19 protein-coding genes are annotated in these 20,445 nt (G+C 51.2%); 14 read left to right on the top strand and 5 right to left on the bottom strand.

All coding sequences use genetic code 11. The features are described from left to right. The first annotated feature begins 23 nt into the window (after nucleotides 1-23). Nucleotides 24-932, top strand: a complete 909-nt coding sequence (locus tag CFI03_RS10375; RefSeq protein ID WP_248757339.1) for a helix-turn-helix transcriptional regulator — start codon at nucleotides 24-26, stop codon at nucleotides 930-932. Nucleotides 933-1,001: 69 nt separating this feature from the next. Beyond that, nucleotides 1,002-1,520 (top strand): DinB family protein, encoded by a 519-nt coding sequence (locus CFI03_RS10370; RefSeq protein WP_248757338.1) that lies wholly within the window; start codon nucleotides 1,002-1,004, stop codon nucleotides 1,518-1,520. A gap of 68 nt (nucleotides 1,521-1,588) precedes the next feature. On the opposite strand, the gene CFI03_RS10365 is transcribed toward CFI03_RS10370, so the two are convergent. Continuing rightward, complete coding sequence (locus tag CFI03_RS10365) at nucleotides 1,589-2,557, bottom strand: NAD(P)-dependent alcohol dehydrogenase (protein ID WP_248757431.1); 969 nt, start codon at nucleotides 2,555-2,557, stop codon at nucleotides 1,589-1,591. Nucleotides 2,558-2,682: 125 nt separating this feature from the next. On the opposite strand from CFI03_RS10365, the gene CFI03_RS31050 reads away from it, so the two are divergent. The 6 genes from CFI03_RS31050 to urtE all read left to right on the top strand — a co-directional run bounded on the left by CFI03_RS31050 (nucleotide 2,683) and on the right by urtE (nucleotide 7,945). Then, a complete protein-coding gene (locus CFI03_RS31050; protein WP_283094485.1) occupies nucleotides 2,683-2,811 on the top strand; it encodes a hypothetical protein in 129 nt (42 codons plus the stop codon). A gap of 332 nt (nucleotides 2,812-3,143) precedes the next feature. Beyond that, entirely contained in the window at nucleotides 3,144-4,397 is a 1,254-nt protein-coding gene (urtA, locus tag CFI03_RS10360; protein WP_481857669.1) for an urea ABC transporter substrate-binding protein, read from the top strand. A 102-nt stretch (nucleotides 4,398-4,499) separates the two neighbouring features. Continuing rightward, a complete protein-coding gene (gene urtB, locus CFI03_RS10355; RefSeq protein ID WP_248757337.1) occupies nucleotides 4,500-5,405 on the top strand; it encodes an urea ABC transporter permease subunit UrtB in 906 nt (301 codons plus the stop codon). A gap of 18 nt (nucleotides 5,406-5,423) precedes the next feature. After that, nucleotides 5,424-6,518, top strand: coding sequence for an urea ABC transporter permease subunit UrtC (urtC, locus tag CFI03_RS10350; RefSeq protein ID WP_248757336.1), 1,095 nt, complete (start codon nucleotides 5,424-5,426; stop codon nucleotides 6,516-6,518). After that, nucleotides 6,490-7,266, top strand: coding sequence for an urea ABC transporter ATP-binding protein UrtD (gene urtD, locus CFI03_RS10345; protein ID WP_127495880.1), 777 nt, complete (start codon nucleotides 6,490-6,492; stop codon nucleotides 7,264-7,266). Before urtC ends, urtD begins: the two co-directional genes overlap by 29 nt. After that, nucleotides 7,244-7,945, top strand: coding sequence for an urea ABC transporter ATP-binding subunit UrtE (gene urtE, locus CFI03_RS10340; RefSeq protein WP_248757335.1), 702 nt, complete (start codon nucleotides 7,244-7,246; stop codon nucleotides 7,943-7,945). Before urtD ends, urtE begins: the two co-directional genes overlap by 23 nt. Nucleotides 7,946-8,253: 308 nt before the next feature. On the opposite strand, the gene CFI03_RS10335 is transcribed toward urtE, so the two are convergent. From CFI03_RS10335 to CFI03_RS10320, 4 genes are all read right to left on the bottom strand, one after another. Beyond that, nucleotides 8,254-8,946: a Dph6-related ATP pyrophosphatase gene (locus CFI03_RS10335; protein ID WP_248757334.1), complete on the bottom strand. Its 693-nt coding sequence runs from the start codon at nucleotides 8,944-8,946 to the stop codon at nucleotides 8,254-8,256. Between the two features lie 245 nt (nucleotides 8,947-9,191). Then, nucleotides 9,192-10,043, bottom strand: coding sequence for a carbohydrate ABC transporter permease (locus CFI03_RS10330; RefSeq protein WP_174806575.1), 852 nt, complete (start codon nucleotides 10,041-10,043; stop codon nucleotides 9,192-9,194). A gap of 15 nt (nucleotides 10,044-10,058) precedes the next feature. After that, a complete protein-coding gene (locus CFI03_RS10325) occupies nucleotides 10,059-10,946 on the bottom strand; it encodes a carbohydrate ABC transporter permease (RefSeq protein ID WP_012772565.1) in 888 nt (295 codons plus the stop codon). Between the two features lie 119 nt (nucleotides 10,947-11,065). Then, the gene (locus CFI03_RS10320; protein WP_248757333.1) at nucleotides 11,066-12,346 is read right to left on the bottom strand and encodes a sugar ABC transporter substrate-binding protein; all 1,281 of its coding nucleotides are present in this window, start codon (nucleotides 12,344-12,346) and stop codon (nucleotides 11,066-11,068) included. Nucleotides 12,347-12,843: 497 nt separating this feature from the next. On the opposite strand from CFI03_RS10320, the gene CFI03_RS10315 reads away from it, so the two are divergent. The 6 genes from CFI03_RS10315 to CFI03_RS10290 all read left to right on the top strand — a co-directional run bounded on the left by CFI03_RS10315 (nucleotide 12,844) and on the right by CFI03_RS10290 (nucleotide 20,297). Beyond that, nucleotides 12,844-16,206, top strand: coding sequence for a GH36-type glycosyl hydrolase domain-containing protein (locus CFI03_RS10315; protein WP_248757332.1), 3,363 nt, complete (start codon nucleotides 12,844-12,846; stop codon nucleotides 16,204-16,206). A 76-nt stretch (nucleotides 16,207-16,282) separates the two neighbouring features. Continuing rightward, complete coding sequence (locus CFI03_RS10310; RefSeq protein WP_248757331.1) at nucleotides 16,283-17,275, top strand: LacI family DNA-binding transcriptional regulator; 993 nt, start codon at nucleotides 16,283-16,285, stop codon at nucleotides 17,273-17,275. A 134-nt stretch (nucleotides 17,276-17,409) separates the two neighbouring features. Beyond that, nucleotides 17,410-17,979, top strand: coding sequence for a YcxB family protein (locus CFI03_RS10305; protein WP_248757330.1), 570 nt, complete (start codon nucleotides 17,410-17,412; stop codon nucleotides 17,977-17,979). Between the two features lie 141 nt (nucleotides 17,980-18,120). Continuing rightward, entirely contained in the window at nucleotides 18,121-18,957 is an 837-nt protein-coding gene (locus tag CFI03_RS10300) for an RMD1 family protein (protein WP_248757329.1), read from the top strand. Nucleotides 18,958-19,051: 94 nt separating this feature from the next. After that, nucleotides 19,052-19,681: a 2OG-Fe(II) oxygenase gene (locus CFI03_RS10295; protein ID WP_248757328.1), complete on the top strand. Its 630-nt coding sequence runs from the start codon at nucleotides 19,052-19,054 to the stop codon at nucleotides 19,679-19,681. Nucleotides 19,682-19,844: 163 nt separating this feature from the next. Then, nucleotides 19,845-20,297 (top strand): hypothetical protein, encoded by a 453-nt coding sequence (locus CFI03_RS10290; protein WP_248757327.1) that lies wholly within the window; start codon nucleotides 19,845-19,847, stop codon nucleotides 20,295-20,297. Nucleotides 20,298-20,445 lie beyond the last annotated feature (148 nt).

The following is a 20,445-nucleotide window of genomic DNA, read 5'->3' as shown; positions in this document are numbered from 1 at the left end:
GAACGGACGGGTGGTCGATACCCATGAAGCTGGAGCGTTTGATCTCCATAATCTATAAGCTGCTGAATCACGATGTGCTGCCGGCCAATGCGCTGGCTGAGGAGTTCCAGGTATCCCAAAGAACGATTTACCGGGATATCGACGTCATCTGCGCGGCGGGCTTTCCGGTTGTCTCGTATCAGGGGAACAAGGGCGGCTTTGGCATGATGGAAGGCTTCAAAATGGATAAAAGCCTGCTTGGCTCTTATGACGTAAATGCCCTGGTTACGGTGCTTAAAGGACTTGCGACCGTTTTCGAAGACGAGCGGGCGCAAGGGACGATCGAGAGACTGCAAACCGTTGGAACCGAGCAGCGGACTCCAAGTCTAGCCGTAGATTTCGAGACGCGCAGAACGGATCCCGAGACGCTGCCTTTACTGCGCGCGGCGATTACGGAGCGCAAAGTGATCCGGTTCGACTACATTAACGCGAAGAATGAACGGACCACCCGCGAGCTGGAGCCGGTCAGGCTTCACTTCAAGTACGGCAGCTGGTATATTTACGGCTATTGCTTGGCGCGCTGCGATTATCGGGAGTTCCGGTTATCCCGCATGGTGGAGGCGTTCCGGACGGAGCGTTGCTTTGAACCTCATCGGGAGGTGCCGGAGGAGGCAGGCCCTTTTGTCGGGGATTTGAGTCTGGTTGAGGATGTCGTGGTTAAGGTAGGGCCTGAAGCCTTGGCGGATGCGATGGATCAATTCGGCTACGTCCCGAAAACCTTTCATTCCGATGGCAGCATGACGATGCGGATTCCCGTCTATAAGCCGGCTGAGGCAACCTGGCTGTGGTCGATCCTGCTTGGCTTTGGCAGCGGCGCGGAGGTGCTTGAGCCCTTGGAGCTTCGGGCCGTCATGAAAGAACAGCTTCAAAATACGCTGAACCTTTATGAGTAGTATGACACACTGTTGTCATACTACTTTTTTTATAATGGCTACATAACCAGTTAAAAGGAGTCGATGATCATGAAAAATTATCCGGCGGAAATGTTGAACTATCACTTTTGGGCAAGCCAAACGATCCTGGGGAGAATCAAGGAGCTGCCGCCCGCTGTGCTGCATCAGGAGGTAAACAGCTCGTATCCAACGCTTGCTCATGCCCTTAACCATATTTATGCGGTAGATAAAATGTGGTATTTGGTGCTGACGGGTATGGAGATGGGGGCGGCGCTGCAGGAATGCATGCCGTTAAGCGGCCGTATTTTGGAGACGGTCGACGAATACATGCAGCTCTTTGCCGAGCTGGCGAACCAATACAAGGAGTGGCTCGGAAACGGGCTGGATACGGAACAAGTTATTACGCTTAACAATCCCTATGCCGGAGTCCGCGAGACAAGTCTAGCTGAGATTATGCTGCATGCGGCTAATCACGGGTCCTATCACCGGGGTAATGTATCAACAATGCTGCGCCAGCTGGGTTATGCCTCCACGATGACCGACTACGCTCTATACTGGTATCTACAGCCTGTATCTGCTGCTCTGTAGTACCTTGCGACAAACCGGAATCGCCTATCTATCCGAGCTTAACGGCTTGGAGATAGGCGATTCTCCGTTTAACCGCGAACCTGAAGGATGACATTTCCTTTCTTGCGTCCGGTCTCGACATACCGGTGTGCCTCGATCGTTTGTTCCAGCGGATAGCGCCGGTCGATGACGGGTTTGATTTTTCCTGCCTCGAAGAGCTCTTTGAGAAAAGCCAAATTCTCTTTCTTCTGCTTGAGTCCGGCAGCGGTAAAGATTGCCTTCTTGCCGCGGGACCTCGAAGTCCACAGCATGGACAGCATAGCCCCGCCGTTGGGGACGGTAGAAAGATAGATGCCCTGCGGCGTAAGGGAGCCTTTGCACTCTGAGTAAGTACGCTTCCCTACCGCATCGAAAATAACGTCATACGTCTGATCGCCCCGCGTGAAATCCTCCTTGGTATAATCGATAACCGTGTCCGCCCCCAAAGACTTCGCCAGTTCAAAGTTGCGGCTGCTGCATACGCCGGTCACTTCGGCCCCGTAGTACTTGGCAAGCTGCAGGGCGTAAGCGCCAACCGCCCCGGATGCGCCGTTAATAAGCACTTTTTGCCCCGCTTGAACGTTGGCGTGATCCCGAAGAAAGATTAAGGCTGTTAAAGCTCCGTCGCATAGACCTGCGGCTTCATCGTAAGCCGCATTGGTTGGTTTAAGAAATACCGGCTGATCCTCGGGTAAACAGAAGTATTCCGCATAAGTTCCGAAGCGATGGGGGCTAATGCCGAATACCTGATCGCCTTTCTTGAACAAGGTTACATCCTTGCCAACCGAATCAACCTCGCCGGCAAACTCGACGCCGAGAATCGGATGCTTGGGGTTTCGAAGTCCATAGAGAAAACGGATGAAAAAAGGATCCGCTCTCCGGAAGGAGCAGTCGGAGGGGGTTACGACGGCAGCATATACTTTTATCCGTATTTCTTGCTCCTTAGGAGCGGGGATCTCTACATCCTTGAATTGAAGAACCTCCGGTGTTCCGTATTTCGCGCATACGATCGCTTTAATAAAAACTCCCCCTTAGCTGTTTTTACCAATTTATGCATAATGTAAATTAAACTATTCATAATGTCAAGTTAACTTTACACAAATGGGCGTATCTCATTCCTAAATAGTTAATTGCAGATGGGCCGATGGCGGATGTCATCGAAATTGAATGGCTGCTTATAGGGACGGGGGTGCTTATGCTGGTGCTGACCGCGTTCTTTGTTGGCAATAAACGGTTAATTGAAGCGGGTAAGCCTGTCCAGCAGGCGGGATAGAGGATTTGGTTAAAAAAGATGACTTCCTTAGGATGAGGAAGTCATCTTTTTTATGACCGACGGAAGAAGCTAAACCTTATATATTACATGTATTGTTAATTTAATGATATAAAGTACATGGAAATTGGTGAGCCAAGGTGAGGATTTTGTAGAAATATATCAAAAAATGTCCTTATAAAACCAATTAATGAGACGAATTTCCTCATTTTCTAATTTTAATGTCATGTATATTGACGTGAAGATTTGAGCGCCCCTATAATGAGGTTGCGAACAATGGTAACACATTCCAATTAAATGTTCGTAATTAGAAAGAAGAACTGGGGAGTGGAGAGATGAAAAAGAAATGGTTTTATCAGACAGGGGTTGTAGCGGTAGCGCTGAGCATGCTGCTGGCTGCCTGCGGCAACAACAATGAAAAACCGGCATCCACGACAACCGAGAGCAGTTCGGCAGAAGCTTCGGGAGATACGATTAAAGTAGGGGTCCTGCATTCCTTGAGCGGTACGATGGCGATTAGCGAAGTATCCGTTCGCGATGCGGAAATGATGGCGATTGAAGAAATTAACGCGGCAGGCGGCGTGCTTGGCAAGAAGATCGAAGCAATCCAGGAGGATGGCGCATCCGACTGGCCGACTTTCGCCGAGAAGGCGCGCAAGCTGCTCTCCGAAGATAAAGTCGCAACGGTATTCGGAGGATGGACGTCCTCCAGCCGCAAAGCGATGAAGCCGGTGTTCGAGGAGCTTAACGGACTGCTCTGGTACCCGGTCCAATACGAAGGTCTCGAGGCTTCCCCTAACATCTTCTATACGGGCGCTACAACGAACCAGCAGATCGTTCCGGCCGTTGACTGGCTGCTTGAGAATCGCGGCAAGAAGTTCTATCTGCTTGGCTCGGACTACGTCTTCCCCCGTACGGCAAACCTGATCATCAAAGAGCAATTGAAGGCAAAAGGCGGCGAAATGGTCGGAGAAGAATATACGCCGCTTGGCCATACCGACTACAGCACGATTATAAGCAAGATCAAAGAAGCAAAGCCGGACGTTGTGTTTAACACGCTTAACGGCGACAGCAACGTAGCCTTCTTCAAGCAGCTGAAGGATGCGGGCATTACGTCTAAGGATATTACGACGCTGTCCGTATCGGTAGCGGAAGAGGAAATCCGAGGCATCGGCGTAGACGTGCTGCAAGGGCATCTGGCGGCATGGAACTACTATCAAACAACGGATACGCCGGCGAACAAGACGTTTGTCGAGAATTATAAAAAGAAATACGGCGAAGACCGCGTGACGGCTGACCCGATTGAAGCGGGCTACACCGCGGTATACCTGTGGAAGGCTGCGGTGGAGAAGGCAGGCTCGACCGACGTGGATAAAGTCAGAGCCGCGGCGAAGGATCTCGAATGGGATGCTCCGGAAGGCAAAGTGAAAATTGACGGCGAGAACCAGCATATTTACAAAACGGTTCGGATCGGCGAGGTGCAATCGGACGGACAGTTCAAAGAGCTGTGGAACTCCGGAGATGCCGTAATGCCGGATCCGTTCCTGAAAGGCTATGACTGGGCGGCAAGCATCAAGCCGACAGACTAACCGGCAGAAGTAGGCTGAACAGCAAGGATGAAGGGGGAGTATTCGACAGATTTATGGTTCGGATACTCTCCTTTTGTATAACCCCGAAGGAGTTGAAGGCATATGGAGGTCATTACCCTGCAGCTGTTTAACGGGCTGAGCGTCAGCTCGATCCTGCTGCTGATTGCGCTTGGCCTGGCCATTACGTTTGGACTGATGAAGGTCATCAATATGGCCCATGGCGAGCTCATTATGATTGGTGCTTACTCCACGTACTTGACGCAAAATATGTTTAAAGACTATTTGCCGAAGTCGATGTTCGATTGGTATTTCGTCCTCGCGATACCGGTCAGCTTCCTGATCGCCTTTGTATTTGGTCTAATCCTTGAGATGAGCCTGATCCGCTTTCTGTATGGCCGGCCGCTCGACAGCCTGCTCGCCACCTGGGGTGTTGGCCTCGTGCTGCAGCAGCTTGCGAGATCGATCTTTGGTGCGCCAAACGTTGCGGTGACGAGTCCAACCTGGCTGGATGGCGGGGTTAACTTCCTTGGCGCGGTCCTTCCTTATAAAAGGCTGTTTATCATTGGGCTTGTTATCGTTACGCTGCTTGCGATGTACTTCTATATTTACCGCAGCCTGGAAGGACGCCGGATGCGGGCGGTTATGCAAAACCGCGATATGGCGGCATGCCTTGGGGTATCCACCCGCCGCGTTGACGCGATGACCTTTGCGATTGGTTCGGGAATTGCCGGTATCGCCGGCTGCGCGCTGACGCTGATTGGTCCGATTGGGCCGTCGCTTGGCACTTATTATATTGTCGATGCGTTTATGGTGGTTGTGCTTGGCGGAGTCGGCAAGCTGGTGGGCACCGTGCTTGGTGCGCTCGGAATTGGCGTCTTTAACACGATGTTCGAATATTGGACGAATGCATCGCTTGGCAAAGTGCTCGTGTTCCTCTGCATCGTTGCTTTCCTGCAATGGAGGCCGATGGGATTCGTCGCCATGCGTTCGCGTTCGCTTGATTCATAGAGAGAGGTGGGGAATCAAATGTTGACGATGCAAAAACTTTCTCCCCGGCGTTTATGGCTGCTTGCCTGTTATGTCGCTGCTGCCGCTGCGCTGTTCTCGGCTCCGCTCTATTTAAGCGACTTCCGATTAAACTTGCTTGCGAAGTTCCTGGCGTTTGCCATTGTTGCGCTTGGTCTGGATCTGATCTGGGGCTATACCGGTATTCTAAGCCTGGGGCACGGTATCTTTTTTGGACTTGGCGCCTATGCGATGGCGATGTATCTGAAGCTTGAGGCAAGCGGCGGGAAGCTGCCGGACTTTATGGGCTGGAGCGGATTAAGCGAGCTGCCGATCTTCTGGAAGCCGTTCGGGAGCTTTGGCTTTGCGGTGCTGATGGGAATCCTCATACCTGCTGCGTTGGCACTGTTCTTGGGGTATTTCACCTTCCGCAACCGGATTCGCGGCGTGTACTTCACTATTCTTACGCAGGCTCTCGTTATTATTACGACAACGCTGCTTGTCGGACAGCAGGCCTATACGGGAGGAACTAACGGCGTTACGGGCTTTAGCAAAATATTAGGCGAGCCGATTGCTTCGCCGGATACGAAGCGGATGCTGTATTGGGTGACGGCAGCCGTGCTGGTGGCGGTGTTTATCCTATGCCGTTATGTGGTGAAAAGCCGGTTCGGCAAGGTGCTTCGCGCGATCCGGGACGGGGAGAACCGGGTCCGGTTCATCGGGTACAATCCGGCCGTCTACCAGATGGTTGTGTTTACGATGTCGGCGGCTATCGCCGGTATCGCGGGAATGCTGTTTGTGCTGCATGTCGGCATAATCTCGCCTTCCATGATGGGAATTGTGCCTTCGATTGAGATGGTACTGTGGGTTGCGATCGGCGGCCGCGGAACCTTGATCGGCGCCGTGCTTGGAGCGGTGCTGATGAACTGGGCGAAAAGCGAATTCAGCACTACGTATCCGCAAGGCTGGACGTATTTCCTTGGCGGCGTGTTTATTCTGGTTGTTGTGTTCCTGCCTAACGGGGTGGCGGGTCTTGCCGCCAAGCTGAAGTTCCGCAAGAAGAAAGAGGAGAGGAGTGAGCCGGAGCATGAGCGAGTCGAGTATCCTGCAATGTAATGAGGTGACGGTAGCCTTTGACGGCTTCAAGGCGATTCAGGGAATGAGCCTGCATTTGCGGAAAGGGGAGCTCCGTTTCCTCATTGGGCCCAACGGTGCCGGCAAAACGACGATGCTGGACGTGATCTGCGGCAAAGTGAAACCAACGGCGGGGACGGTTACCTTCAAGCAGTCCATCGATATCGCGAAGAAAAAAGAACATCAGATTGCCGAGCTTGGCATCGGCCGCAAGTTCCAGGCGCCGTCGATTTTTCCGTCGATGACAGTGTTTGAGAATCTCGAGATCGCCATGCGCCAGAAGCGCGGCGTATTTACGGTGCTGTTCGCCCGGATGAAGGCGGAGGAGCGGGAACGGATCGAGCGGCAGCTTGAGATGATTGGGCTTCAGGATAAGGCGGATTGGCGGGCAGGCGGCTTATCGCATGGCGAGAAGCAATGGCTGGAGATTGGCATGATGCTGCTGCAGGAGCCGGAGGTGCTGTTGCTGGATGAGCCGGTAGCGGGCATGACGGATAAGGAAACGGACAAGACGGGCGAGCTGCTGATCGAGATCGCCCGTCAACGCTCGATTGTGGTTGTGGAGCATGACATGGAGTTTGTCCGCAACTTCGCAAGCAAGGTGACGGTTATGCATGAAGGAAAGCTGCTGAAGGAAGGCTCGATGGAAGAAGTGCAGGGGGATGATCGAGTGGCGGAAGTATATCTCGGGAAAAGGAGGGATGCGGATGCTAGCCGTTCAACAGCTTGAAGCGGGATACGGGGAAAGCGTGATTTTGCGTGATGTAACACTGAGAGTGGAACCGGGGCAGGTCGTCTGCCTGCTCGGGCGCAACGGCGTTGGGAAGACAACGCTGATGAAAAGCATCATGGGACTGCTCAGGGCGCGGAAAGGAACCGTTGCCTACAACGGACATGAGCTGACGAAGGCCGCGCCGGGGCGCCGCGCGAAGAGCGGAATCGGCTATGTACCGCAAGGGCGCGAGATCTTCGGGCAGTTAACCGTATACGAGAATATATTGGTTGGCCTTGAGGCCGCGCGCGAGAAGGTGGCGGTCCGCTCTATTCCGGAGGAAGCGATCGCCAAGTTCCCGGTGCTGCCCACAATGTATAACCGGCGCGGCGGGGACCTGAGCGGCGGACAGCAGCAGCAGCTGGCGTTCGCGCGGGCGCTCGCGTCAAAGCCGGATCTGCTGCTGCTCGATGAGCCATGCGAAGGCATTCAGCCCTCCATCGTAGACGATATCCGGGATGTCATCCGCTCCATCAAGGTGGACGGCAAGACATCGATTCTGCTCGTCGAGCAGAGCCTCGATTTCGTGAAAAGCGTCGGCGACTACTTCTACGTGCTGGATAAGGGGGCAATTGCCTGGGAAGGCGGCCTGGAGGAGTTAAGCGACGAAGTGATTAAGAAGTATTTGACGGTGTGAGCGGGCGGAATGGGCTGGAGCGGCTGCAGCTGTAAGGAAGGAAGGTCTAGCAGGCTGTAGGCTCTAGGCTGCAGGCTAGCTTGCTAGCTGGGGTGCGTTGCACGAAATGCAGGATATTTGCCCAAATCGGACGGTTTTGGCGAATTGGTTGCATAAAATGCATGATATTTCGCCAATTTGGGTCTAATTGGTCCCGTTTTTTCTAATATCCTGCACTTCGTGCAGGATATTTTCCTTTCACGCGCTAAATCGCATGATTATACTGCATTTTGTACAACGTAGGCGAACTGCTGCGCTTCGAGTAATCCCTAAGCCTCTATCAGCTCCAAAGGTAAAAAAGCATATTCGCCGTTCATAACTATGCTGCATTTGCGAACAGGGATAGGATGCTGGAACAGAGGGCCGTCGATGACGGTGGTATGGAATTCCCCGCCTTCTCCGCAAGGGTCAATGCCGCGGGCCAGCAGCTCCCGTATGTAGTCGTGAGTCAATACGCGCCCCAAATCCTCTTCCTTCATCCCTAACGATAAATTGACCGTGACAACAACGGAGATGAATCCGAGATTAACAAACTCCTCAACAGCCTCTAGGTGATCCATTTGCCATAGCGGCATCCCCAGCTTTAGGCCGGCGATTTGGGTGACCTTGTCATGCCAGCAATCTTGGACAGGCATATCCAAGTCTCCTGTGACTAACGCTTCGGCGCCTTCATGCTTGGCCTGTTTCAGTAGAGCTATAAATTCCTTTTCGTAATCCTCCCAGCTTGCGGCCGCTGTATACACGGGTAAACCGATGGATTCCGCTTGGGCGCGGATAAGCTTCGGGGGCATGCCGTGAGATCTGGAGCGTTTCCCTTCCTCCTCCATCATGACGATAAGCCCAATCGGCTCTCCAACCTGCATGGACTTATACAGGGCAAGGGTGCTGTCTTTTCCTCCGCTAAACGAAGCTATGAATTTATGCCCGTGGGCACCGTTTTTCCAGTTCACCGTTTCTTTCATTCCATAGATCTCCTTCCATTCCTGCTTAGTGAATTGTAACATGATTTGCCGTCCCGGGCCGCATAGGTACGTTGGATTTCCTTCAATGAAATCGGGATAAAAGGAGAGATTCCGAGGCTGCGTTGGATATGCTGTACGAAATCCAATGTAACTCGCCATGCAGCATTCATCGAATCAAAAAAAGGGTTATCCCGGTCATGTTATGACTCGTCGGATAACCCTTTTTTAAACGCAAGCTAACGTACCTACTTCATCCCCGAGATCGAGAAGTTCTCGATGATATGTCTTTGGAAGATGATAAAGATGACGATAATCGGGATGACCATAAAGGTGGAGCCGGCCATCTGAAGCGCGAAGTTGCCGCCGTATTGTCCTTTGAGCAAGGTCAGGCCAACGGACAAGGTGTACAGCTTCTCGTCGTTCGCGATGATGAGCGGCCAGATAAAGCTGTTCCAGCCGGCGATAAAAGCGAGAATGCCCTGTACCGCAAGAATAGGCTTCGAGATCGGAAGCACGATCTGCATGAAGGTACGGAATTCGCTTGCGCCGTCCAAGCGCGTAGCTTCGAGCAGCTCATCCGGAATCGTCTGCATGAACTGGCGGAACAGGAAGATGCCGAAGGCGCCGACCAGACCCGGCAGGATAATACCCGCCATCGTATTGGTCAAGTGCATTTCGTTCAGAATCAGATAGATTGGAATCATCGTTACCTGACCGGGAATCATCATGGTAGCCAGTACGAGATAGAAGAGGGCGCTGCCGCCCTTGAATTTATATTTCGCGAACCCGAAGCCGGCCATGGCGTTCAGGAACAGGCCAACAAATGAGAATACGACGATGATCAGCGTGTTTTTCAAGTAAACGCCAAAGTTCATTTCGGTGAACAGGTGTCTGAAGTTATCAAACGTCGCATCTACGGGCAGGAAGGTAGGCGGGATATTCTGCATCTCCGCTTCCGACTTGAAGGCGGAGAGGATCATCCATATAAAAGGCAGGATGACCAGGATTCCGCCTATGGTGAGCAGCGCGCCAAGGGCCCATTTCAGCGCCAGGTCGTTCTTGGCTGCGCCGGATCCAGATTTTGCATGTGCGCTCATTTGTTCACCTCCTAATTATAGATCCGTATCTTTGCCCTGCAGCTTGAACTGCAAAAGCGTGATGAGAATGATTGCGAAGAACAGGACGAACGAACCGGCAGCCGAGTAGCCGAAGTGGCTGAGCTGGAAACCGTTGTGATAGATAAACAAAGCCACGGAGGTCGTGCTGTCCAGCGGACCGCCATCCGTCATAATAAACGGCTCTTCGAAGAATTGAAGCCAGCCGATCATCGTCGTAATGGACACGAAGAAGATCGCGAAACGAAGCATCGGAATCGTAATGTACATCAACTGCCGGAAGTTGCCGGCACCGTCGAGCTGAGCCGCTTCGTAATAAGACTTCGGAATGCCTTGCAGCGCCGCGATAAAGATGATCATGTTCAGACCAATCCCGCGCCATGCGCCCATGATAATGAGCGAGATTTTCGCCATGATCGGATCCTGAAGCCAAGGTACGGCTGGCAGATTAACGGCATCAAGCAAATAGTTCAGCAAGCCAAAGATAGGGTTATACAACAATGTCCATACAACCGCGACCGCAACCACGTTCGTAACGGAAGGCATGTAGTAAATGACGCGGAAGGCGTTAAAGATCCGGTTGCCTCCGAAGTTAACGATAATAGCAATGAGAAGGGAGCCGATCAGAATAAGCGGCACACCGATAACGACGTAAAACAATGTATTTAAGATGGACTTGCCGAACACGGGATCAGCCAATACGTCCACATAATTGTCGAGTCCAACGAATGAAATATTCGACCAGTCGGCAAGACCGGCAAGGTCCATGTTCGTAAAGCTGATAACAAGAGCGACGACAATCGGTAACAATGAAAACAATATTAGTAAAATAAGCGCGGGAGCGATAAAGAAATAAGGCGCTTTGCTCTGAGAATATCCTTTCATCCATGCTTCCTTTCCTTTGCGCTTCTACCGCAAAAATTAATGGCAAAACATAACCGGCAGCGTTTCTGTTTAGGTTCAGAAGTGCTGCCGGTGCTTGCTTGCATTCCAAGTTGCTGCTGTTACTTGCTCAGAATATCGGTAGCTTTCTTGTTAAAGCTGTTCATTTCGTCTTGCGTCTTCGATTGGCCGCGGTAGATCTTCTCGAACGAGTTCAGTGCTTCTTGGGCAACTTGCTCCCAAGGCTTGAGGAGCGGCATTGGCTCGGAGCTCTTCATTTGCTCGCCGATTACTTTCAGATTAGGATCGCTGGTCAGAGCTGGATCTTCCCATGCTTTCTTCGTGGAAGGCAATGCGTTTGCAAGCTCAAGCCATTTGAGCTGGGTTTCAGGCTTGCTCATGTAAGCAAGGAATTTCATCGCTTCTTCTTTATGGTCGGTATATTGGAAGACGGACAGGTTGGAGCCGCCTAGTGCCGAGATGTTGTTTTCTTTTGCAGGAAGAACCGCAGTAGCCCATTTGCCTTTCAGTTCGGGAGCTTGATCGTTAATCAGCTTAATCATCCAAGGACCGCTGATGAACATTGGCAGGATGCCGTCGCCTTTGAAGCCGGCTACGATGTCGATGCCCAGGTCAAGCGGAGCGTCGCCGTCTTTGAAGAAGCTGTTCAGGTAGTCAACCGCTTCTACGAATTTCGGCTCGTTGAACAGCGGCTTGTTGCCCTCGATCAGCTTGGAGCCGTTCTGGCGAGCGAACATGAACATAAGAGTCTGTTCTTTTACGTCAAGGCTGATGCCGTATTTGCCCGTGCCGCGTGCCTTCAGCTTGTCCGCCGCTTCTTTCAGCTCATCCCAAGTTTTAGGCGCTTGGTCGTAGCCGACTTCCTTCAACAGATCCGTGCGGTAGTAAAGAACGCGGGTATCGATATACCAAGGTACGCCTACGGTTTTGCCGTCGTATTTCGTTGTATTCAAGGAACCGTCATAGAAGTTGCTGTCCGCAAGCTCCGGGTAGTTAGCGATATCGGAGGACAGGTCCATCAATGCGCCGGCGTTAGCGAACTCCGGAATCCATGTTGTACCCATTTGCACAACGTCCGGACCTTTTTTCGACGCGACAGCCGTCAGCAGCTTGTCATGCGCCGTGTCCCATGGAAGCGGCTGAACATTGATTTTGATGTCCGGATTTTCGGCTTCGAATTGCTCGGCGATTTTCGGAAGGGATTTGGCTTCTTCGCCCATGCCCCATACATTAAGAGTAACTTTGCCTTTGCTGCCTTTGCCCGTGCTGCCTTGATCCGCGGTGCTGTTGTTGTCTGCTTTATTTCCGCCGCAAGCGGATAGAATGCCCATGAGCAGAACGGAGCCTGCGAGCGTAGCGGTAAGAGATTTTTTGAATGTCATAATAAAAACAAGACCTCCCCATGTTGTCGGTTGTTAAAAAATAGTATGCAGTGGCAATGCTTCAATTATTCGGCTTTGCGTCAGGTTAGCGCTTCGCCGTCGTATTCGCTTTTTGAGTCAATCCTCTGTTCGAGAATCGTTTCGATAGCGCCCGATTCCCTCCTTCTCAGATGTTCTGTAGGACAATTCCCTGCGTTTAATTCTAGGTTAATTCGTTGTAGAAACGTTTCAACGACATTATAGATCAGAGCATAAGCGCTTTCAAGTATTATTTTTTTACACGTTGGAATTAATAGAAACGTTTCTATTTGTCCTTTTTACAAGGTTGACGACCCAAAATTATTTGATTATAATCCTGTTCTAGGTATTATCGAAACGTTTCTATGGTTGATTTTGACTTCATCGGTGTGAAGAATATAACGCGAATAGGCAATCCTACACGTAACCATTTCGGCTATAACATGAGGTTGGACAAATGGGGAGGCATAATTGAAATAATGGAGACAGCAAAAAGTACGATCCGTTTGGAAAACGGGGAACTGGCATTCGAATTCTGGAGCAGCGGCGATTTGTTTGTTGCCCGGTCCGGAGAAACGATGCTGAATCAGGTCATGACGCATCCGGTTGACGGATCCATGAACAACCTTTATCTGCGCAAGCATACAGAGGAAGGGATCCGCTTCGAACCGCTGCTTGGCATCCGCTCATCCAGCCGTTTGACGAAAGCCGGCGATAAGCTGGTCTGGGATGGAGCGGCATTTGGCGGCGAATTGCAATACAAGGTTTCTTTTGCCTTAACGAAGCATGGCATTTGGTTCTGGGACGTAACCGTTCAAGGCAGCGATGCATCGATTGACGTTGTCTACGGACAGGATCTGGGTCTTGGGGATACCGGAGCTGTCCGGACGAACGAGGCGTATATCTCTCAATACGTTGACCATAAGGTATTCCGGGACGAGCAGCTTGGTTATGCGCTGTGCTTCCGGCAAAACCAGCCGATGGGAGGCGCTTTCCCTTATATGCAGCATGGTTCGCTGACGGGAGCGGCAGGCTATTCGACGGACGGCTTCCAATTCTTCGGCTTAAGCCACAAAGAGACCGATGTGCCGGAAGCTCTGCTGAAGCCTGCGCTGGCGAATGAGATCTATCAATATGAGTTCACGTACGCAGCCCTTCAAACTCCGAAGAAGCAGGTTCAAGGCGAGGCCCGCTTCGTATTCTACGGACTGTTCAAGAAGGATCATCCTTCGGCGATTGAGAAGCTGGAATATTTCGAGGAAGTGCTGGAGGCTTGGAAGCAGATAGAGTCCGCCGACAAGACGCAGCAAGCTGAGTCGGAAGAGACTTACCCGAAGGTTGTCGTTTCGTCTGCGATCGGATCGCCGCTTCGTACATTGTCTATGGATCCCGAAGAGATCAAGTCGATGTACCCGATCCGGGAGCAGGAAGAATTCCAGGACGGTCAGCTTCTATCCTTCTTCACGGAAACGCATGAGCATGTGGTGCTTAAGGAGAAGGAGCTGCTTGTCGAGCGTCCGCATGGCCACATCCTGATGTCCGGCGGCAACGACCGCATGACGGATAACGTGATGACGACGACTTCTTATATGTACGGGATTTTCAACTCGCAGCTTCTGGCGGGCAATACGAATTTCCATAAAATGATAACCAATGCGCGTAATGCGCTTAACGTGCTCAAGACTTCCGGTCAGCGTATTTACGTTGAAGTTGACGGCGTTTATCGCTTGCTTGCGATGCCTTCGATGTTCGAGATGGGCTTCAACTATGCGAAATGGTTCTATAAGACGGCGGACGATACGCTTGTCATCACGAACTACACAACGGTGGATTCGCCGGAGGTCCGCCTGGAGCTTCGCTCGCAGAAAGGGCTCGGCTACCGGTTTAGAGTAACGAATCAGGTGTCGATGAACAATAACGAATACGAGCTGCCTTACTCCATGGAGGAGAAGGACGGCATGCTGATCTTTAAGGCGGACAGCCAGTCGCAAAGCACGAAGGTGTTCCCGAACCTGCAATACCGTATGCGCGTAGACGGTGCGGCGGTAACCGCTCTGGACGAGAGCGCTCTTGCCGAAGGCTTAACGCCGGGTGCGGCATCGCTTGTTGTTCTTGAGCTTGCGGCAACTTCGGCTTGGACCCTTACGGTGCAAGGGCTGCTGCAAGGCGAAGAACTGCCGTTCGAAGAAAAGCAGGCGGCAAGAGAGAGCGAGCGCTATAGAGCCTTTTTGCGTCAGGTGATGAACGGCTTCCGGCTGTCCCATGACGGAGCTGCGAAGGCTGAGCTTGTCAAAATGAACTCGCTCGCATGGTGGTATACGCATAATATGCTCGTCCACTATTCGGTGCCGCATGGCCTCGAGCAATACGGAGGAGCGGCTTGGGGTACGCGCGACGTATGCCAAGGGCCGGCGGAATATTTCCTGTCCACGCATAAGTACGAGCAAGTGGCGGAAATTCTGAAGACCGTTTACTCGCATCAATACGAAGATGAAGGCAACTGGCCGCAATGGTTTATGTTCGACCGTTATTACCGGATCCAGCAGGAAGAGAGCCATGGCGATATTATCGTATGGCCGCTGAAGGTGCTCGGCGATTATCTGGCCGCGACCAAGGATTACGGCATTCTGGAGCAGCGCGTTCCTTACTCGATCCGCCATACGGGCGAATTCACGGAACAATCCGCAACCTTGCTTGATCATGCAATCAAGGAGATCGACTACATTAAAGAGCATTTCCTGCATGGCACGCATCTGTCCTCCTACGGCGACGGAGACTGGGACGACACGCTGCAGCCGGCAAATGCACAGCTCAAAAAATATATGATCAGCAGCTGGACGGTTTCGCTGACTTATCAGGTTATCGCGCAATTCGGCCGCGTGCTGGAAACCTTTGATTCCGCGCTTGCCGAGGAGCTTGCGCAGCTTGCCGCGGGCATTCAGACGGACTTTAACCGCTACATGCTGGCGGAAGAGGTTATTCCAGGCTTCGTCTATATGGAGAAGCCGGAGGAAGCGAAGCTGATGCTGCATCCGACAGACACGACTACGGGTATTCAATACCGTCTGCTTCCGATGACGCGCAGCATGATCAGCGAGCTCCTGACGGAAGAACAGGCGGAAGCTCACTACCGCATTATCAAAGAGAAGCTGTACTGTCCGGACGGCGTGCGTCTGATGAACCGGCCTGCGAATTACGCGGGCGGCGTCAGCGTAAACTTCAAGCGCGCGGAACAGGCCGCTAACTTCGGACGGGAAATTGGCCTGCAGTACGTCCATGCGCATATCCGTTTCGTAGAGGCGATGGCGAAGCTGGGCAAGACCGACGAAGTATGGAAGGGACTCTTGACCATCAACCCGGTTGGTCTTCGCGACGTTGTGCCAAACGCCGAGCTGCGTCAAAGCAACTCCTACTTCAGCAGCTCCGACGGCAAGTTCATGAACCGTTACGATGCTCAGGAGCGCTTCGGCGAGCTTCGCGATGGCAGCGTGCAGGTGAAGGGCGGATGGCGTATTTATTCGAGCGGCCCGGGAATCTACATGAACCAGCTGATCTCGAATGCCCTCGGGATTCGTCAGCTCGGCTGCGATCTTGTTGTCGATCCGGTATTGCCGGAGAAGCTGGACGGACTGACGTTTGATTTTGGATGGAACGGCAAGCCGGTTACGTTTGTTTATCGTCTTGGCGGAGGAACGCGCGTAAACCGCATCCTCATTAACGGACGGGAAACGGAGTTTACCTATACGGATAACCGTTACCGCGATGGCGGCGTGCGTATTGCGGAAGAACAGCTGACTGCAAGTCTGCGCCCTGAAGGCAACCGCGTTGAAATATTTATGTAATCGGAAGGACTGGTGGTATCTTGGTGCCGCCAGTCCTTGTGTTATAGTAGAATAAGGACAAGGAGGAGTGGGAACTGTGGTCAGCATTAAAGACATCGCCAGACAAGCGGGCGTTTCAATATCGACCGTATCTTACGCGTTAAACGGTAATCCGAAAGTAACGGAAGAAACAACGGCCAGAATATTGGCGGTTGCCAGTGAATTGAACTATGTCCCGAATGCTGCCGCGCGATCGCTCAAGCGGAGAGAAACGAAAATCATCGGGGTATTTCTGACCGATTTCAGCGGGGCGTTCTATGGAGACCTCCTTCAAGGGATGAAGGAAGTGCTGTCGGTTAAAGGCTATGATCTGATCGTCTGCAGCGGCAAGCAGTCGCACCGCATGCTTCCGGAGAGATTGATCGACGGAGCGATTATCCTCGACGAGACATTCGACAGCAAGGAGCTGGCCAGCTACGCGGAACGAGGGCATAAGCTGGTCGTGCTGGACCGGGAGCTGAACCATGCGAACGTTAACCAGGTGCTGCTCGACAATAAAGCCGGAGCGGCGCTGGCGATCGAATACTTGCTGGAGCAAGGACACCGGAAGCTGTATGCCATAACGGGGCCAAGAGGCTCGTTTGACTCCAGGCAGCGCTTGGCGGCGGCCACCCAGGTGGTAGAGCGTGCAAGCGATGCTTCGCTTACTGTTATTGAAGGCGATTTCAACAAGTCCTCGGGCGAGCATGCCGCGGCAAGATTAGTCGCGGACGGCATTATCGGCTCTACAGGCGAACCGGCGGCGATATTCTGCTTCAACGACGAGATGGCGATCGGGATGTGCCATTACCTGCAAAGGAATCATCCGGATATTGTCATCGGCAGGGACCTGCATCTGATCGGCTTTGATAATCTGGAGCTGGCTTCCTTCATGCATCCTCGCCTCGCTACCATCGATTATTCCAAGCGCAAGTGGGGAGCTATTGCAGCGGAGCAGCTTCTTAAGATCATCTGCGGACAAGAGGTCGAGCAGGAGCGGATCTATGTCTCTCTTATTCGGGGCGGGACGGTAGGTTCGGTTACTCCTTGACGAATCCTTATATGGTACGAAAGATCAGAAATCCTCGCCGGATGATTTCTGGTCTTTTTTTTCTATACATAGGTAGTATGGCATGGTATAGTCGAATTTGAATATTATGGAAAATACTATGCGGAGGGAAAATCATGCAAGGATCTATTTCGGTCACTCTTACCAAAGAAGATTTGGTACAGCTGCAGCTATCCTATCTATTTAAGAAACCTTATCCCTATCTCCTTGGTTTTTTGTACCTCATCTCTATTTTGGATATCGTGCTGGCTATTGCGGAGAAGGACCTCTCCAGCTTAAATCCTTTTATGGTTTTCATCTTTATTTTCGTGCCTCTGTTGGCTTTCTTCCTTATAAAGGCCCACAAGAATAACCTTAAGAATAGATTGGTAAACGAAGAGAGGCAGTACACATGGTCGGACGAGGGAGTGGTTTTGGAGAGCGACTCGCTGACTGTGAGAATGCAGTGGACGGACTTTACCGGTCTATTCGCTACCAAATCGGCCATTTATTTAATGGTCAACGGCGTAACCGCCCATATCTTTCCCCGCAGGTGCTTTACGGACGAGCAGTGGAGCGAATTCGGGCACACGGTCCGCGGTCGCATCAAGCAAAAGAAGAAATTAAGAGGTGTAAGGAATCTGCTCATCTATGTGTTTATCTTCATTGTAACCGTCGGCATTATTCAATATTTCAATGTGAGCTAGTTCATAAGCGGAAAAGGCCGGGATCCCACTTGAGGATTCCGGCTTTTTTGTTAGGGAGCGGAATGGGTTATAAGAAATAAGGACAGGGAATAATGTGATAATACGCCTAAAATTTCAGTTTGACTGAAAAGAGTGATAGAAATGAAGGAAATGACCTTTAAAGCTTTTGCCATCACGAATGAAATTGATCTGAATCAGATTGCGATCCATTGCGGAATTCCTAAGAAATACACCTGGGAGCAGCCTTTAATGTTGAAAGGGGAAGTGCTTGCGGCCATCCTTAAGCATCCGGTAGCCGATTCGCAGCAGGTACTGGTTTTTTCCTTCGGCAGTATTGTTTTCGTTAATCATTCACGCCCTGAAGATATAAAGGTTTTTTTGGGATACCTCCAATCCTTCGAGCCGGATATTGATATTTTGAATGCGGACAGATATACCGATGACTACAGACTTCATTACGGAGAGTTCGAGACGTTCGAGCTGACCGATGAGTATGTGGAAGTGCCCGAATACGAGGTTTTCCATCCTGAGCTTATTTCTACGGTGCTTGCGAAGTCGGTTGCGCTTGAGAAAGTAGAGGAGCAGCTCGGGAAAATTCATGACAAGCTGGAAACCATGATTGAGCGGCTGGAAAAAGGAAAGCTGAGAATCGGCAATAAAGAGCTGGCCAGGACAACGGCTATCATCTTGCGTTACGAGTACAACACCCTTGGCTATATCATGATTTTGGATAAGCCCGATATTACGTGGAGCAGCAGCCAAGCCGGTGAGTTTTACGACAGCATGCTGGAGTTTTTCGAACTGAATGACCGCTATAAAATATTAAAAAGCAAAACAGAGTTTCTTCATCATATCATGGAAGGCTTCTCAACAATCAGCCATTCCATACGCGGATTGTTCGTTGAATGGATTATCGTAATCCTCATTGTCATAGAGGTTACTCTGACGGTCCTGCAAATTGCCGGAGTATTGCCATAAAGGGATTTCCTCTTTGAACGGAGAATTACTAATCGACTGACTAGATGCAGAATCGAATACGTCCTCAGTATTCTATATTGGAGGAACTAAAGCGATGACCATTAAAGAGCAGACGATCGTAACGTCTTCAGGGAATAAGATCTTAACCAAGGACAAAGAGATTCGTATTGTTGGGAAGCTGGATGAACCGCTTATTTTGATCCTGGATAATGTATTAAGCTGGGCGGAATGCGATTTATTGATCGACTTGGCTACGGCTAGAATGCAGCGGGCCAAAATCGGGAGCTCTCACGATGTCAGCGAGGTCAGAACCAGCAGCAGCATGTTTTTTGAGGAAGGCGAAAATGAGTGTATCGGTCAAGTAGAAGCCCGGGTTGCTGAGCTCATGAATATCCCGGTCTCCCATGCGGAGCCGCTGCAGGTGCTGCGGTATCAGCCCGGAGAACAGTATCATCCTCATTTCGACTATTTCACGCCTGGCAGCAATATGAACAATCGGATCAGCACGTTGGTCATGTATTTGAATGACGTGGAAGAAGGCGGCGAGACGTATTTCCCTTCTCTTCATTTTTCGGTAACGCCCAAGAAAGGCAGCGCGGTCTACTTTGAATATTTTTATAACGATACCCGCTTGAACGAGTTAACGCTGCATGCAGGTCATCCCGTAGCAGCCGGGGAGAAATGGGTAGCAACCCAATGGATGAGAAGACAAAGATATCGCTAAGTTTATAATAGTAAAAGAGCCGGAAATCCGCTGAGGATTCCGGCTCTTCTTATGATTGGAACAGGTATGGATCCGTGCATCCGTCTGTATGAAATGCTTCCCGAATAAAATGGAAACCCGAGGATACGCTAATGATAGTTGTTGAGAAGAAAGGAGCGTTAAGATGAAAATAGCAGGTGCTAGGAAGATGGTAGGTCTGATGGCGTTTATGTTTATATTGGCGTCAACCTCGGCGCATGCGGCTCCTCAGACGATCCCAATGCTTCAGTCGGCGACGCAATTGTCCCAGAATCAACTTCAAATCACGTATGACCGGACGGTTGATCAGGCTAAAGGCGTTAATCCGTCTAACTATTGGATACAGAGCACAACCGAAGCGATACCGTCCGGTATTGCCACATTGGGCAAAAATGACGCGGTAGGGCCGCAGAATGCCCTGACGGCTAATCGGGTCACGATTCAACCGGTGGACGCGCAGAACAAGAGCTTCATACTCACGTTTATGCAGCCGATTACCAAGGGGATGTCGTACAAGCTTATTATATGTTACGTTACCATCCCCGGAGATCCGCCTTATTCGGGAGATAATGGTTCTGCTATGTTTGTCGGGCGGTAGAAAAAGAGGATGCAAAAAAGCTTCGCCAATGCGCGAGGCTTTTTTATTTGTCGCCTAATGATTGGTCATATTCATATAACTTTACGTATTATAAACTGGAATAGAATGTTTTATGGTACAATGACGAATCGAGAGAATGTCGGGTTTA

It is taken from the genome of Paenibacillus sp. ATY16 (assembly GCF_003399985.2).
Classification (GTDB): domain Bacteria; phylum Bacillota; class Bacilli; order Paenibacillales; family Paenibacillaceae; genus Pristimantibacillus; species Pristimantibacillus glycanilyticus.
Note: the sequence above shows the minus strand (reverse complement) of the source record. Positions and strands in the feature narration are given on the sequence as shown.